The sequence below is a fragment of the Streptomyces viridosporus T7A genome (genome assembly GCF_008704515.1).
Classification (GTDB): domain Bacteria; phylum Actinomycetota; class Actinomycetes; order Streptomycetales; family Streptomycetaceae; genus Streptomyces; species Streptomyces viridosporus.
The window spans coordinates 3,195,457-3,210,478 of sequence record NZ_CP023700.1 but is presented as its reverse complement, the minus strand read 5'-3'; the positions used below and the strand labels follow the sequence as shown (position 1 = coordinate 3,210,478).

The 15,022-nt window shown below is 73.5% G+C and carries 11 protein-coding genes; 6 read left to right on the top strand and 5 right to left on the bottom strand.

Annotated elements, in window-relative coordinates:
• Nucleotides 1–172 precede the first annotated feature (172 nt).
• Nucleotides 173–1,090: a LysR family transcriptional regulator gene (locus CP969_RS14880; protein WP_004987806.1), complete on the bottom strand. Its 918-nt coding sequence runs from the start codon at nt 1,088–1,090 to the stop codon at nt 173–175.
• Between the two features lie 89 nt (nt 1,091–1,179).
• Between CP969_RS14880 and CP969_RS14875 the strand changes: the two genes are divergently transcribed.
• Entirely contained in the window at nt 1,180–2,100 is a 921-nt protein-coding gene (locus tag CP969_RS14875; protein WP_016826175.1) for an EamA family transporter, read from the top strand.
• 128 nt (nt 2,101–2,228) lie between these two features.
• Here CP969_RS14875 and CP969_RS14870 read toward each other — a convergent pair whose 3' ends face one another.
• The 3 genes from CP969_RS14870 to CP969_RS14860 form a co-directional block, all read right to left on the bottom strand.
• A complete protein-coding gene (locus CP969_RS14870) occupies nt 2,229–3,467 on the bottom strand; it encodes an MFS transporter (RefSeq protein WP_016826176.1) in 1,239 nt (412 codons plus the stop codon).
• Between the two features lie 165 nt (nt 3,468–3,632).
• Nucleotides 3,633–4,433, bottom strand: a complete 801-nt coding sequence (locus tag CP969_RS14865; RefSeq protein WP_016826177.1) for a sugar phosphate isomerase/epimerase family protein — start codon at nt 4,431–4,433, stop codon at nt 3,633–3,635.
• A gap of 342 nt (nt 4,434–4,775) precedes the next feature.
• Nucleotides 4,776–5,822 (bottom strand): LacI family DNA-binding transcriptional regulator, encoded by a 1,047-nt coding sequence (locus CP969_RS14860; protein WP_004987814.1) that lies wholly within the window; start codon nt 5,820–5,822, stop codon nt 4,776–4,778.
• A 279-nt stretch (nt 5,823–6,101) separates the two neighbouring features.
• On the opposite strand from CP969_RS14860, the gene CP969_RS14855 reads away from it, so the two are divergent.
• From CP969_RS14855 to CP969_RS14845, 3 genes are read left to right on the top strand one after another with little or no spacing between them, the layout of a single operon-like run.
• Nucleotides 6,102–7,253 (top strand): Gfo/Idh/MocA family protein, encoded by a 1,152-nt coding sequence (locus CP969_RS14855; RefSeq protein WP_026085165.1) that lies wholly within the window; start codon nt 6,102–6,104, stop codon nt 7,251–7,253.
• Nucleotides 7,250–8,401: a dihydrodipicolinate synthase family protein gene (locus tag CP969_RS14850; protein WP_016826179.1), complete on the top strand. Its 1,152-nt coding sequence runs from the start codon at nt 7,250–7,252 to the stop codon at nt 8,399–8,401. Before CP969_RS14855 ends, CP969_RS14850 begins: the two co-directional genes overlap by 4 nt.
• Entirely contained in the window at nt 8,398–9,228 is an 831-nt protein-coding gene (locus CP969_RS14845; RefSeq protein WP_016826180.1) for a sugar phosphate isomerase/epimerase family protein, read from the top strand. The genes CP969_RS14850 and CP969_RS14845 overlap by 4 nt, the downstream gene beginning before the upstream one ends.
• A 266-nt stretch (nt 9,229–9,494) precedes the next feature.
• On the opposite strand, the gene CP969_RS14840 is transcribed toward CP969_RS14845, so the two are convergent.
• Nucleotides 9,495–10,472, bottom strand: a complete 978-nt coding sequence (locus CP969_RS14840) for an AraC-like ligand-binding domain-containing protein (RefSeq protein ID WP_039831632.1) — start codon at nt 10,470–10,472, stop codon at nt 9,495–9,497.
• 410 nt (nt 10,473–10,882) lie between these two features.
• Here CP969_RS14840 and recD2 point away from each other — a divergent pair, with 410 nt between their 5' ends.
• Together recD2 and CP969_RS14830 are read left to right on the top strand one after the other, a co-directional pair.
• Nucleotides 10,883–13,192, top strand: coding sequence for an SF1B family DNA helicase RecD2 (gene recD2 / locus CP969_RS14835; protein WP_004987825.1), 2,310 nt, complete (start codon nt 10,883–10,885; stop codon nt 13,190–13,192).
• Between the two features lie 219 nt (nt 13,193–13,411).
• Nucleotides 13,412–14,701 (top strand): citrate synthase, encoded by a 1,290-nt coding sequence (locus CP969_RS14830; protein WP_004987828.1) that lies wholly within the window; start codon nt 13,412–13,414, stop codon nt 14,699–14,701.
• The last annotated feature ends 321 nt before the right edge of the window (nt 14,702–15,022 follow it).

Below are 15,022 nucleotides of genomic sequence, written 5' to 3'. Positions count from 1 at the left end.
GCCGGCCGCGGCACGGCGGAGAGGGTGGGTCAGCGATCGCTGCCGGCAGCGAGGGCCGACACCGCGCCGCGGAGACTCGTCCGGCAGCCTGCGTATGGGACGGACGGGGGTGCGGACGGGTTCCCCGGTCGCGGCGAATTCCCCGAAGTCGGGACCGGTGGTCCGGACGGGGTCAGCGGGGCGTGTGCGCGCGGACCCCGGGCCAGTGCCCGCGCAGGGCCCGGACCGTCTCCGCGATCGCCGGACGGCGGGCCGCGCCCGTGCGCCACAGCGCGTACACCCGCCGGACGGGCATCGGGTCGAGCGGCACCTCCACCACCCCGTCGGGCAGCGGGCCGCGCCCCAGCCGGGGGATCAGCGCGATGCCGAGCCCGGCCGCGACCAGGGCGACCAGGGTCGGGTTCTCGTCGGCCCGGTGGACGATCTCCGGCTGGTGCCCGGCGGCGCGCAGGGTGCGCACCAGCCATTCGTGACAGACCCGACCCGGCGGCGGACTGATCCACCGCTCGCCGCCCAGCTCCTCCCGCCGCACCGCCGTGCGCCCCGCGAACGGATGGCCCTCGGGCACCAGCAGATCGCACAGGTCGTCCCCGATGACCGCCTGCTCCACGCCCGCGGGGGCGGGCAGCGGCGCGATGTCCCAGTCGTGCGCGACGGCGAGGTCGACCGCGCCCTTGGCCACCAGGTCCACGGACAGGTGCGGGTCGATCTCGGTGAGCCGGGCGTCGAGCGCGGGGTGCCGCCGGGCCAGGTCGGCCAGGACGGACGGCATCAGCCCGCGCGCCGCCGACGCGAAGGCGGCGACGGTCAGCCGCCCGGCCGGCACCCCGCGCCGCTCCTCCAGCTCGGTCTCCGCCCGTTCCACGATGGCGAGCAGCTCCTGGGCGGCGGACACCAGCCGGTGGGCCTCGTCGGTCAGCCGCACGCTCCGGCCCTCCCGCTCCAGCAGGACGGTCCGGGTCTCCCGCTCCAGCTTGGCGATCTGCTGGGAGACGGCGGAGGAGGTGTACCCGAGCGCCACGGCGGCGGCACCGACGGTGCCGTGGACGGAGACGGCGTGCAGGGCGCGCAGACGCTGGAGGTCGAGCATGGCGGGCCCCGATCAGTAAGCGATGCTTCATCCAATCATGCAGGAACCGTCGCTGGTGCTGAAGCGTCGCGGGCGGTGATCCTCGACCCATGCGACCCTCCCACCTGTTGCTCGCCGTCCTCGTCGCCGCCGTCTGGGGCGTGAACTTCACCGTCATCGAGATCGGGCTCGACCACTTCCCGCCGCTGTTCTTCTCCGCCCTGCGCTTCCTCGTGGCGGCGCTTCCCGCGGTGTTCCTCGTGGGGCGGCCCAAGGTGGCGTGGAAGTGGATCGTCGGGGTGGGGCTGGCGCTGGGGGTGGCCAAGTTCGGGCTGCTGTTCGTCGGCATGGACGCGGGGATGCCGGGCGGGCTCTCCTCCCTGGTGCTCCAGATCCAGGCGGTGTTCACGGCCCTGTTCGCCTTCGCGCTGCTCGGTGAGCGCCCCTCCCGCGTCCGTCTCGTGGGCATGGTGGTGGCGCTGGCGGGCATCGGGGTCGCGGCGGTCGACGAGGGCACCTCGGGCTCGCTGACCGGCTTCGTCCTGATCGTCGCGGCGGCGGCCTGCTGGGGCGTCTCGAACATCCTGACCCGCAAGGCGGCGCCCCCGGACGCCCTGAACTTCATGATCTGGGTGAGCACGGTGCCGGTGCTCCCGCTGCTGGCCCTGTCGTTCCTGCTGGAGGGCCCCGAACGGGACCTCGAGGCGCTGGCCGGCCTGGACTGGCGGGGCGCGGGCACGGTGCTCTTCGTCGCCTGGGGCGCCACGGTGTTCGGCTTCGGCGCCTGGGGCTGGCTGCTGCGCCGCCACCCCGCCTCCACGGTCGCGCCCTTCTCCCTGCTCGTCCCGGTCTTCGGGATGTCGTCGGCCGCGCTGTTCCTGGGCGAGACGGTGACCCCGCTCAGGTGGTGCGCGGCGGCGCTGCTGGTGGGCGGGGTGGCGATGGCGTCCCTCACCCGGCGACGGCCCGCGGTCCCGGCCGCCCCTCCCGCGGACGCCCCGGCGCCGGAGGCGGCCGCCGACCGGCGGTGAGCGAGCGACCGGCGCGCGGGCCACTCGATCACGACGCGGAACCGCATGACCCACGCGGCGCCGGGCACCGCCCGGCCCGTCGCGCACCGCCCGGTCCCCCGGGGGGGGGCGGCGGTCCGGCCGGTCGGTCAGCGCGCCTCCGGCGCGGGGGCGCCGACGCGCAACTCCGGTGTGCTCGTGGCGACGTAGACCACCGCGAGCAGGCACAGCAGGCCGCCCGTCACCAGGGCCGTCGCGCCCGAGGTCGCGCCGGCCACCAGCCCCGCGCGCATGTTGCCGAGGTGCGGACCGGCCTGCCCGACGATCGTCTCGGCGGCCGTGACCCGGCCCAGCAGGGCGTCGGGCGTACGGGTCTGCACGAGCGTGGTGCGGGAGAGCACCGACAGGGCGTCGGCCGCACCGGCCAGGACCAGCAGCCCCAGGCCCACCCACGGATCGGTCATGAGGCCGAACGCGGCCAGCGCGGCGCCCCAGACGCCCGCGCCGAAGAGCATGACGAAACCGGGGCGGCCCCGGTGGGTCACCGCACCGGACAGCGCGGACGCCAGGACGCCGCCGATCGCGAGGGCCGACAGGAACAGGCCGAGCGTGCGCGGATCACCGCCGAAGCGCTCGTCGTTGACCAGCGGGAAGAGGCTGACCGGCATCGACAGGACGGTGGCGGCGAGATCGGTGACGAGCGCGCCGCGCACCGCCCGGTGGCCGGCCAGGAAGCGCAGCCCGTCCAGCACCCCGTGCAGACCGGCCCGTGACGGCTCCCCCTCGGGCGGCAGCGCGGGCAGACCGAACGCGCCGTAGAAGGAGAGGAGGAAGCTCAGCGCGTCGAGCAGGTAGCAGACGCCGATGCCGAACCAGCCGAGCAGCAGGCCCCCGAGCGCGGGACCGACGAGCATCATCGCCTGGCCGGTGACCTGGTGGAGCGCCAGCCCGGCGGCCACCTGGTCCTTGGGCAGCAGGCGCGGGACGAACACCCCGGCCGCGGGAGCGCCGACCGCCGCGCAGGCGGACTGCGCCGCGACCAGCGCGAGCACCCCGGCCACCGGTACGTGCCCGGTGAAACCCTGGACCGCGAGCAGCAGCGAGCAGACCGCCTGGCCGGTCGTCGAGGCCAGGTAGATCCGGCGCCGGTCGCCCCGGTCGGCCCAGGCCCCGGCGAACAGCCCGAAGCAGACCATCGGCAGCGCCTGCGCGAGACCCACCGCGCCGCTCCAGACCGCGCTGTGCGTCATCTCCCAGACCTGGTACATGACGGTGACCATGGTCATGAAGCTGCCGAGCACGGACACCGTCCGTCCGATCAGCAGGCGCCGGAAAACCGGGGACGTGCGCAGGGGACGCACGTCGATCAGGACGCGGGCGGGACTCATGACGGAACGGCGGGGAGGGGCGCGGGCTGAGGCACGCGCGGACGCTACCCGGCCGTGCGCGTGCGGGGCCAGTCATTTCGGCGCGGCCCCGCCCGGCGGCCGGTTCCCGCGCCCCCGCCCGGGGGCCGGCCTCCGCGGGGTCGGCCGTCGGGCCGCCGTGGTGCGTCAGGCCGATTCGCCGAGGAGCCGGGTCAGGTGCGCACGGCCGGCGGAGAGGAGGGCGGGGAGCGGGGCGGCGTCGGCGTACCAGCGTTTCTCGTACTCCCAGCACAGCCAGCCGTCCCAGCCGTGGCGGGAGAGGACCTCCACGCAGTCGGCCAGGGGCAGGACGCCGGCGCCGAGGGGGAGCGGGGCCGTGTCGTCGGCGGAGGCGATGTCCTTGACCTGGACGTAGCCGAGGTGGGGGGAGAGCGCCGCGAAGCTCTCCACGGGCTGCTCGCCGCCCAGCCAGGTGTGCATCACGTCCCACAGCGCGCCCACCTGACGGTGGCCGACCAGGCCGAGGATCCGCATCGCGTCGGCGGCGGTGCGGTGCGAGTCGTGGGTCTCCAGCAGGATGCGGACGCCGAGGTCGGCGGCGTACTCGGCGGCCGTGCCCAGCCGGCGGGCGGCCGTCGCGTCCGCCTCCTCGGGACCCTGCTCGGGGGCGCCGCCGGGGAAGACGCGGACGGAGGGGGCGCCGAGGTCGCGGGCGAGGTCGAGCAGGGCGCGGATCTCGGCGAGGACCGGTTCGTCGTCGCCCGGCGCGGCGACCCGGGAGTACCCGGCGAGGCCCAGGACCTCGACACCGGCCGCCTCGAACCCGGCGGCGACGTCGGCGCGTTCGGCGGGGGTGAGACGGGGGTGGACCGGTTCCTCGGGGTGGGCGCGCAGTTCGACACCGTGGTAGCCGTGCTCGGTCGCGAGACGCAGCACGTCGGGCAGGGGCAGGCCGGGGACACCGAGGGTGGAGAACGCCAGCTTCATGAGAAGGGAACGTACCCGCGACCCCCGGGGCGAATCCCCCTCGTCACGCGGGTGTCACGAGCGAGGTCGGGCGGGGGCGGCCCTCCGGGGGAGGCCCGGTTCAGGCTTCGGCGGGTGCCTGCGGGGCCGCCGGGCGGAAGATCCCGAGGGGCAAGGCGCCGGCCCACCGCCACCGAGCCGCGCCCTCCGCGTCCCGCGTCCTGTCGCCCCGTCCCCACGCCCTCGTCGTCCCGTCCGGCCTACGGCCGTCAAAGAAGCGCCGAGGACGGTACGTCTCCCGGAGCGCCGGAGCGCCGGAGCGCAGAGGCACCGAAGCGCCGGGCCACCGGAGCACCGGACCGGCTACGCGCGCGGCACCCCGCTGGACCCCCGCACCATCAACTCCCCCCGCACCGAGGCGATCCCGCCCGGCGGCGGCTCCTCGCGGCCCATGGCGATGCGCCCGGCCCGGGCCCCCGCCTCCGCCAGCGGCAGCCGCACCGTCGTCAGCGCCGGCACCGCGTCGATGCTGAACGGCAGGTCGTCGAAGCCGGCGACCGAGACGTCCTGGGGGATGCGCAGCCCGGAGTCCCGCAGGGCGGCGCACGCGCCGAGGGCGACGGTGTCGTTCGCGGCGACGAAGGCCGTCAACGTCGGGTCCCGGCGCAGGAGTTCCAGGGTGGCCTCGTAACCGGACCGGCGGTCGTAGCGGCCGTGGACGGTCCAGCGCGGGTCCTCCTCGATGCCGTGCGCGGCGAGCGCGGCCCGGTGCCCCTCGAGGCGGTGGCGGGTGGTCGTGCGCTCCTCGGGGCCCGCGATGTAGCCGAGACGGCGGTGGCCGAGGCCGATCAGGTGCTCGGTGAGTTCCCGGCCGCCGCCGCGGTTGTCGAAGGTCAGCGCGATCGCCCCGGCCTCCGGCGCCGGCGGCCGGCCGCACAGCACCACCCGGGTCCCGGCGTCCGTCAGCTTGCGCAGCTTCGCGTCCATGGCCGCCCGGTGCGCCGCGCCCTCGATCGCCCCGCCGGTCAGCACGACCGCCGCCGCCCGCTGCCGCTGGAGCAGGGTGAGGTAGGTCAGTTCGCGCTCCGGGGAGCCGCCCGTGTTGCAGACGACCGCGAGTCTCTCCCCGCCCGCGCGTCCGCCGGGCCCCCCGATCTCGGCCTGGATCGCGCTCGCCATGATCCCGAAGAACGGGTCGGCGATGTCGTTCACCAGGATGCCCACCAGGTCGGAGGTGGCGGCGGCCAGGGCGCTCGCGGGGCCGTTGAGCACGTAGTCCAGCTCGTCCACGGCCTTCAGCACCCGCTCACGGGTGGAAGCGGCGACGGGATAGTTCCCGTTGAGCACGCGCGACACCGTCGCGGGGGAGACCTGCGCGCGAGCCGCCACGTCCGCCAGGGTCACCGTCATGCCTCGTCCTCCGCCTCGCGCGTCCCGCCGTACGCCGTCGTACACACCCACACCCGTGGCCGTGGTTCCGAGCAGACCCTACGGCCCCACGCCCGATTGTTCGCCCCCTCGAACAAGTCCGGCCCGCCGCGGTCTTGTCCGGACCCTCGTCCAGAGGCTAGCTTCTGTCTACATAGAAAGCGCTTGCTGTCACGTTCACCAGTCACCGCGCACCCTCGGCGGCCGACGGGCGACGGGCTGGACGTACGCGGCGCGCGGACCGCGTACGAAGGGAACGACGTGACACGTAGAACGGTGCGTATCGCCATGAACGGTGTGACCGGGCGCATGGGCTACCGCCAGCACCTCGTCCGCTCCATCCTGGCCCTGCGCGAACAGGGCGGCCTCGACCTCGGCGACGGCACCGTGCTGTGGCCGGAGCCGATCCTGGTCGGCCGCCGCGAGCCCGCGCTGCGCGCGCTGGCCGAGCGGCACGGCCTGGAGCACCTCTCCACCGACCTGGACGCGGTCCTCGCCGACGAGACGGTGGACGTCTACTTCGACGCCCAGGTCACCTCCGCCCGCGAGGAGGCCCTCAAGAAGGCCATCGCGGCGGGCAAGCACGTCTACACCGAGAAGCCGACCGCCACCGGCCTCGACGGCGCCCTGGAACTCGCCCGCCTCGCGCACGGGGCCGGCGTCAAGCACGGCGTCGTCCAGGACAAGCTGTTCCTGCCCGGCCTGCTCAAGCTGAAGCGGCTCATCGACGGCGGCTTCTTCGGCCGCATCCTGTCCGTGCGCGGCGAGTTCGGCTACTGGGTCTTCGAGGGCGACTGGCAGCCCGCCCAGCGCCCGTCCTGGAACTACCGCGCCGAGGACGGCGGCGGCATCGTCGTCGACATGTTCCCGCACTGGGAGTACGTCCTGCACGAGCTGTTCGGCCGGGTGAAGTCCGTCCAGGCCCTCGCCGCCACCCACGTCCCGCAGCGCTGGGACGAGCACGGCAAGCCCTACGACGCCACCGCCGACGACGCCGCCTACGGCGTCTTCGAGCTGGAGGGCGGCGCGATCGCCCAGATCAACTCCTCCTGGGCGGTCCGCGTCCACCGCGACGAACTGGTCGAGTTCCAGGTGGACGGCACCGAGGGCTCGGCGGTCGCCGGGCTGCGGGGCTGCCGCGTCCAGCACCGCTCCGCCACCCCCAAGCCGGTCTGGAACCCGGACATCCCCGCCACCGAGGTCTTCCGCGACCAGTGGCAGGAGGTCCCCGACAACGGGGAGTTCGACAACGGCTTCAAGGCCCAGTGGGAGCTGTTCCTCAAGCACGTCTACGCCGACGCCCCCTACCACTGGGACCTGCTGGCCGGCGCCCGTGGCGTCCAGCTCGCCGAACTGGGCCTGAGGTCCTCGGCCGAGGGCCGCCGCCTCGACGTACCGGAGATCGCGCTGTGACCGTCCGACTGCCCGACGAACACGGCCGGCTGCGGACCTACGAACCCCGCACCGAGCCCCTCGCCCCCACGCCCGGCGCCCCCCTCGTCTCCCGCACGGTCTTCTCGGCCGCGCACGTCGTCGCCGACCCGTACGCCGACACCACCCCCGACGCGCCGGCGGCCGTCGACTGGGACGCCACCCTCGCCTTCCGCCGCCACCTGTGGTCGCACGGGCTGGGCGTCGCCGAGGCCATGGACACCGCCCAGCGCGGCATGGGCCTGGACTGGGCGGGCGCGGCCGAGCTGATCCGCCGCTCCGCCGCCGAGGCGAAGGCGGTGGGCGGCCGGATCGCCTGCGGCGTCGGCACCGACCAGATCGCCTCCGGCACGCTCGCCGAGGTGCGGGCGGCGTACGAGGAACAGCTCGCGCTCGTCGAGGAGTCGGGCGCGCAGGCCATCCTGATGGCCTCCCGCGCGCTGGCCGCCGCCGCACAGTCCCCCGACGACTACCTGGAGGTGTACGGCCACCTCCTGCGCCAGGCCGCCGAGCCGGTGATCCTGCACTGGCTCGGCCCGATGTTCGACCCGGCGCTGGAGGGCTACTGGGGCTCCACCGACCTGGACGCGGCCACCGGGACCTTCCTGGAGGTCGTCGCCGCCCACCCCGACAAGGTCGACGGCGTCAAGATCTCGCTCCTCGACGCCCGGCGGGAGGTCGACCTGCGCCGCCGCCTCCCGCACGGCGTGCGCTGCTACACCGGCGACGACTTCCACTACCCCGAGCTGATCGCCGGGGACGAGCAGGGCTTCAGCCACGCCCTGCTCGGCATCTTCGACCCGCTCGGCCCACTGGCGGCCGAGGCGGTCCGCGTGCTGGACACGGGGAACACGGAGGGCTTCCGCGCCCTCCTCGACCCCACCGTCGAACTCTCTCGCCACCTCTTCCAGGCCCCCACCCGCTTCTACAAGACGGGCGTGGTCTTCCTGGCCTGGCTGGCGGGCCACCAGAACCACTTCGCGATGGTCGGCGGCCTGCAGTCGGCCCGTTCCCTGCCGCACTTCGCCCGCGCCTACGAACTCGCCGACGGCCTCGGCCTGTTCCCCGACCCGAAGCTCGCCGAGGAACGGATGAGGACCCTGCTGCACCTGTACGGAGTGACCCCGTGACCGACCTCGCGCGCTTCAGCATCAACCAGATGACGGTCAAGCAGCTGCCGCTGCCGGACCTCGTCGCCGCCTGCCGGGACCTGGGCGTGCCGGGCGTGGGACTGTGGCGCGAACCCGTCCGGGCCTACGGGGTGGAGGCGGCGGCCGGGCTCGTGCGCGACGCGGGCCTGGCGGTGACCACGCTGTGCCGGGGCGGCTTCCTCACCGCCGTCGACCCCGGCGAGCGGGCGGTCGCCCTGGCCGACAACCGCCGCGCCGTCGACGAGGCGGCGACGCTCGGCACCGACACCCTGGTCCTGGTCTCGGGCGGTCTGCCGGCCGGCTCCAAGGACCTGCGCGCCGCCCGGGAACGCATCGCGGACGCCCTGGCGGAGCTGGCCCCGTACGCCGAGCGGCAGGGGGTGAGGCTGGCCATCGAGCCGCTGCACCCCATGTTCGCCTCCGACCGCTGCGTGGTCTCCACGCTCGCCCAGGCCCTCGACCTCGCCGAGCGCTTCCCCGCCCACCAGGTCGGCGTCACCGTCGACACGTACCACATCTGGTGGGACGACACCGCGCCCGCACAGATCGCCCGCGCGGGCGCCCAGGGCCGCATCCACACCTTCCAGCTCGCCGACTGGACCACCCCGCTGCCCGAGGGCGTCCTCAACGGCCGCGGCCAGATCGGCGACGGCTCGATCGACATGCGGGAGTGGAAGGGGTACGTGGAGGCGGCCGGTTACACCGGCGCCATCGAGGTCGAGCTGTTCAACGAGGCGCTGTGGGCCCGGGACGGGCGCGAGGTGCTGGCCGAGACGGCGGCACGGTTCGCGGAGCACGCCGGGTAGCGGCCGCGCGGGGCCCTCCCGCGCACGGAGGGAGCCGGGGCGGGGGAGGACAGGGGCACGGAGCGCGAGCCGTGCGGTGCCGGACAGGACGCCGACGTTCGCCGGCACCGCACGCTGTTTCCCCCCGTTCCCCCCGTTCCCCCTGTGCGCAGCCCCCACTGCGCACGCGCACCAGCATGCCCCGGCCGGGCGCACGAAACCTTGACGGTCCGTGCAGGGGCCTTGTCGATTCCCGCAGGAACCGGCCGGCGCGGAGGGAGCCCTCCCTACGCGCTCCGGCCCGTGTGGTGGTGGCGGTGGTCCGTCGGGGTCATCCCGTACGCGCGGCGGAAGACGCGGCTGAAGGTGGCCGGGTCGGTGAAGCCCCACCGCGCGGCGATGGACCGCACGGAGTGGCCCCGCAGCCGGGGGTCGGCCAGGTCACGGCGGCAGCGCTCCAGGCGGCGGTGGCGGACCCAGGCGGCCGGGGCCTCCCCCTCCGCCGCGAACAGCTGGTGCAGGTGGCGCACCGAGATGCCGTGCGCCGCCGCGACGGTGGCCGGGGACAGCGACGGGTCGCCGAGGTTCTGGTCGATGAAGTCCCGGATCCGGGTGTGCAGGGCCCGCCGGCGGGACTCCGGGGGCAGCGCGTCCTCGGAGTCCAGGCAGCCGCCGAGCACGCAGGCGAGCAGGTCCGTGGTCACCGAGGCCAGCGTCGGTGCGTCGGCCTCGGTGAACTCCTCGGCCCGCCGGGCGACGTCGGCCAGCCAGCGGTACAGCGTGCCGCCCATGCCCCGGTCCACCGGGACCGGCACGGCCAGCAGCCGCCGGACCGCGCGGGGCGGCAGCGGCAGCCGGGCCCGCGGCACGCTGACGACGACCGTCGTGGTCCGCTCGGACGTCCTGTTGATCCGCACGTCGTAGGGGAGGCTGCTGTCGGCCACGACGAGGTGCCCCGCCCCGAACACCGACTCGTTGCCGTCCTGGGCCATCCCGCCGTCCCCGGCGAGCTGGCAGTTGACCTGGTAGACCTCGGGGTCGAACCGCCGGATGGTCCGCGGGGTGCGCACGGTGTCCAGCTGCGGCAGGTCCAGCTCGGCGATCTGCAGCTCGCCGAGCGGCAGGACCCGCATCGTGGCCCGGAAGTCGTCGCTGCGCTCACTGCGCAGCAGGTTGGGCACGTGCGTCCGCGTGGCGACGTCCTGCCACAGGTCCCACCGCTCGGCGGGCGGCACGACCTCGGTCCGGAACTCCTGCACCAGCATCGCCACACGGCTCCCCACGTGTACCGGACGGCTGCTTCCTGCCCGGAGGACATCGTAGGAACCGGGCGGGAAAAAAATCCGGGAGACCGTGCAACCCTCCCCGCCCTTCGCCGGTCGTACTCTGCGTCAGGACTTCTGGAGGGGGACCCGGGGGGGGCTTGAGGGGTTCTGACGGGGGAGGGACCGAGGGGGCCCGGTCGACGGACCGGGCCCCCTCGAAGTTCCGGCTCGACGTCTTCGGTGACGCCTCCTACCCGGCGGGGCAGAACCTCAAGCGGGTCCGGCCCCCGGCCTCGACGAACACCTGCTGCCCCCAGCGGGCGGTGAGGCCACGGCGGGGCCCCGCACCCCCGTACCGGCCGCACCCCCGTACTTCGGTGGCTGTCACCGCCCACAGGTACCGTCGGACCATGTCCAACCAGTCCGCAGCAGCCTCCGGCGAACGCCGACTCGCCGTCCTCGAAGGCGTCCTGGAGCGGATCACGTACGCCAATGAGGAGAACGGCTACACGGTGGCGCGCGTCGACACCGGCCGGGGTGCCGGCGACCTCCTCACGGTCGTCGGCGCGCTGCTCGGTGCCCAGGTCGGCGAGTCCCTGCGGATGGAGGGCCGCTGGGGCTCCCACCCGCAGTACGGCAAGCAGTTCCACGTGGAGAACTACACGACCGTCCTGCCGGCCACGGTCCAGGGCATCCGCCGCTACCTCGGCTCGGGCCTGGTCAAGGGCATCGGCCCGGTCTTCGCCGACCGCATCACCCAGCACTTCGGCCTGGACACGCTGAAGATCATCGAGGAGGAGCCCGAGCGGCTCGTCGAGGTCCCCGGTCTCGGCCCCAAGCGCACGAAGAGGATCGCCGACGCCTGGGAGGAGCAGAAGGCGATCAAGGAGGTCATGCTCTTCCTCCAGACCGTCGAGGTCTCCACGTCGATCGCGGTGCGCATCTACAAGAAGTACGGCGACGCCTCCATCTCCGTCGTGAAGAACCAGCCCTACCGGCTGGCCGCCGACGTCTGGGGCATCGGCTTCCTCACCGCCGACAAGATCGCCCAGTCCGTCGGCATCCCGCACGACAGCCCGGAGCGGGTGAAGGCGGGCCTGCAGTACGCCCTGTCCCAGTCCGCCGACCAGGGGCACTGCTTCCTCCCCGAGGAACGGCTCATCGCGGACGCGGTCAAGCTCCTCCAGGTCGACACCGGCCTGGTCATCGAGTGCCTCGCGGAGCTGTCCGAACCGCCGGAGGACGGCGCCGACCCCGGTGTCGTGCGCGAGAAGGTGCCGGGCCCGGACGGCGGCGATCCGGTCACGGCGGTCTACCTGGTCCCCTTCCACCGCGCCGAGCTGTCCCTCTCCGCCCAGCTGCTGCGGCTGCTGCGCACCGAGGAGGACCGGATGCCGGGCTTCCGTGACGTGGCCTGGGACCGGGCGCTGTCCTGGCTGAAGGGGCGGACGGGAGCCGACCTCGCCCCCGAGCAGGAGGCGGCCGTGAAGCTCGCGCTCACCGAGAAGGTCGCCGTCCTCACCGGTGGCCCCGGCTGCGGCAAGTCCTTCACGGTCCGCTCGATCGTGGAGCTGGCCCGCGCGAAGAGGGCCAAGGTGGTGCTGGCCGCCCCGACCGGCCGCGCCGCCAAGCGCCTGGCCGAGCTGACCGGCGCCGAGGCCTCCACCGTCCACCGGCTGCTGGAGCTCAAGCCCGGCGGCGACGCCGCCTACGACCGGGACCGCCCGCTGGACGCCGACCTGGTGGTGGTCGACGAGGCCTCCATGCTGGACCTCCTGCTCGCCAACAAGCTGGTCAAGGCGGTCCCCCCGGGCGCCCACCTGCTCTTCGTCGGGGACGTCGACCAGTTGCCCAGCGTCGGCGCGGGCGAGGTCCTGCGGGATCTGCTGGCGGACGGCAGCCCGATGCCCGCCGTGCGGCTCACCCGGGTCTTCCGCCAGGCCCAGCAGTCGGGCGTGGTGACCAACGCGCACCGGATCAACGCGGGGCGTCCCCCGGTCACCGACGGCATGAAGGACTTCTTCCTCTTCGTCGAGGACGACACCGAGGAGGCCGGCCGGCTCACGGTGGACGTCGCGGCCCGCCGCATCCCGGCGAAGTTCGGCCTGGACCCGCGCCGCGACGTGCAGGTCCTCGCCCCCATGCACCGGGGGCCGGCCGGCGCCGGCACCCTGAACGGGCTGCTCCAGCAGGCCATCACCCCCGGCCGCCCGGACCTCGCCGAGAAGCGGTTCGGCGGCCGGGTCTTCCGTGTCGGCGACAAGGTCACCCAGATCCGCAACAATTACGAGAAGGGGGAGAACGGCGTCTTCAACGGCACCGTGGGTGTGGTCACCTCGCTCGACCCGGTCGAACAACGCCTGACGGTGCTGACCGACGAGGACGAGGAGGTGGGGTACGAGTTCGACGAGCTGGACGAGCTGGCGCACGCCTACGCCGTGACCATCCACCGTTCCCAGGGCAGCGAGTACCCGGCGGTCGTCATCCCGGTGACCACGGGCGCCTGGATGATGCTGCAGCGCAACCTGCTCTACACGGCGGTCACGCGGGCCAAGCGGCTGGTCGTCCTGGTCGGTTCCCGCAGGGCGATCGGGCAGGCGGTGCGCACGGTCTCGGCGGGCCGCCGGTGCACGGCCCTGGACTTCCGTCTGGCGGGTTCCCGCTCACCGGACGCACGCCTCGCGGACGCGCGCCTCCCGGAGGGCGGGGCGCCGCGGTGAGCGGCCCGTCACCAAAAAATGATCGATCAAACGAGTCGTGAAGGTCACAGAACCCTTCCGGTTGGTGGACCGAGGGGGCAGGATGGGCAAGTTGGCGGCACTCAGTGCCGCCAATAGGCCCGATGGTCGACCCCGAGTGCACTCTCCTGAGCCAAGTGGGGGATGGTAGAGACAGTCAGGGCACCTCGAAGATGAGGCACAACGTCGGTGAGGGAAGACGTGAGCGACAACTCTGTAGTACTGCGGTACGACGGCGGCGAGTACACCTACCCGGTGGTCGACAGCACCGTCGGTGACAAGGGCTTCGACATCGGAAAGCTCCGCGCCCAGACCGGTCTGGTGACGCTGGACAGCGGCTACGGCAACACCGCCGCCTACAAATCCGCGATCACCTACCTGGACGGCGAGGCCGGCATCCTCCGGTACCGCGGCTACCCCATCGAGCAGCTGGCCGAGCGCTCCACCTTCCTGGAGGTCGCCTACCTGCTGATCAACGGCGAGCTGCCGACGGTCGACCAGCTCTCCGCGTTCAAGAACGAGGTCACGCAGCACACCCTGCTGCACGAGGACGTCAAGAACTTCTACAAGGGTTTCCCGCGCGACGCCCACCCGATGGCCATGCTGTCGTCGGTCGTCTCGGCGCTGTCCACCTTCTACCAGGACAGCCACAACCCGTTCGACGAGCAGCAGCGTCACCTCTCCACCATCCGCCTGCTGGCCAAGCTCCCGACGATCGCGGCGTACGCGTACAAGAAGTCGGTCGGCCACCCGTTCGTCTACCCGCGCAACGACCTCGGCTACGTCGAGAACTTCCTGCGCATGACCTTCTCGGTGCCCGCGCAGGAGTACGACCTCGACCCGGTCGTGGTCTCCGCGCTGGACAAGCTGCTCATCCTGCACGCGGACCACGAGCAGAACTGCTCGACCTCCACGGTCCGCCTGGTCGGCTCCTCGCAGGCGAACATGTTCGCCTCGATCTCCGCCGGCATCAGTGCCCTGTGGGGCCCGCTGCACGGCGGCGCCAACCAGTCGGTGCTGGAGATGCTGGAGGGCATCCGCGACTCCGGCGGCGACGTCGACTCCTTCATCCGCAAGGTGAAGAACAAGGAGGACGGCGTCCGCCTGATGGGCTTCGGCCACCGGGTCTACAAGAACTTCGACCCGCGCGCCAAGATCATCAAGGCCGCCGCGCACGAGGTGCTGTCCGCCCTCGGCAAGTCCGACGAGCTGCTGGACATCGCGCTGAAGCTGGAGGAGCACGCGCTCTCCGACGACTACTTCGTCTCGCGCAGCCTCTACCCGAACGTCGACTTCTACACCGGTCTGATCTACCGGGCCATGGGCTTCCCGACCGAGATGTTCACGGTCCTGTTCGCCCTCGGCCGTCTTCCGGGCTGGATCGCCCAGTGGCACGAGATGATCAAGGAGCCGGGCTCCCGCATCGGCCGCCCGCGCCAGATCTACACGGGCGTGGTCGAGCGCGACTTCGTCCCGGTCGAGGAGCGCTGACACGGGCGGCGCACGTCGCGTCACCGGGCCCCGCGCACGCAGGTCGTGTGCGGGGCCTTCCGCTTCCCGCCGGCGCGGGATTCCTGTCCGTGCGGAGGAAGGCGTCCGTGCGGACAGGAAGGTCCGTGCGGGCAGGGATCTCCGGGGGACGAGGACGTCCGCGCGGACAGAAGCGGAAGGCGCCCTGGCGCCGGTCCCCCCACGGGCCGACGAGCAGGGCGCCTTCCCATGTCCCGGTGCGGATTCCCCCCACGGGATCCGGCCGGGCGTCTGTGAGGACAGCGCCTGAATCGCTGTGTGAGCGCGGACGGAACGCTTCCG

Excerpts from the sequence above, each read along its gene's own strand:
- CP969_RS14865 (WP_016826177.1), bottom strand. The coding sequence starts at position 4,433 with ATGAAGCTGGCGTTCTCCACCCTCGGTGTCCCCGGCCTGCCCCTGCCC.
- CP969_RS14870 (WP_016826176.1), bottom strand. The coding sequence starts at position 3,467 with ATGAGTCCCGCCCGCGTCCTGATCGACGTGCGTCCCCTGCGCACGTCC.
- recD2 (WP_004987825.1), top strand. The coding sequence starts at position 10,883 with ATGTCCAACCAGTCCGCAGCAGCCTCCGGCGAACGCCGACTCGCCGTC.
- CP969_RS14860 (WP_004987814.1), bottom strand. The coding sequence starts at position 5,822 with ATGACGGTGACCCTGGCGGACGTGGCGGCTCGCGCGCAGGTCTCCCCC.
- CP969_RS14840 (WP_039831632.1), bottom strand. The coding sequence starts at position 10,472 with ATGCTGGTGCAGGAGTTCCGGACCGAGGTCGTGCCGCCCGCCGAGCGG.
- CP969_RS14880 (WP_004987806.1), bottom strand. The coding sequence starts at position 1,090 with ATGCTCGACCTCCAGCGTCTGCGCGCCCTGCACGCCGTCTCCGTCCAC.
- CP969_RS14875 (WP_016826175.1), top strand. The coding sequence starts at position 1,180 with ATGCGACCCTCCCACCTGTTGCTCGCCGTCCTCGTCGCCGCCGTCTGG.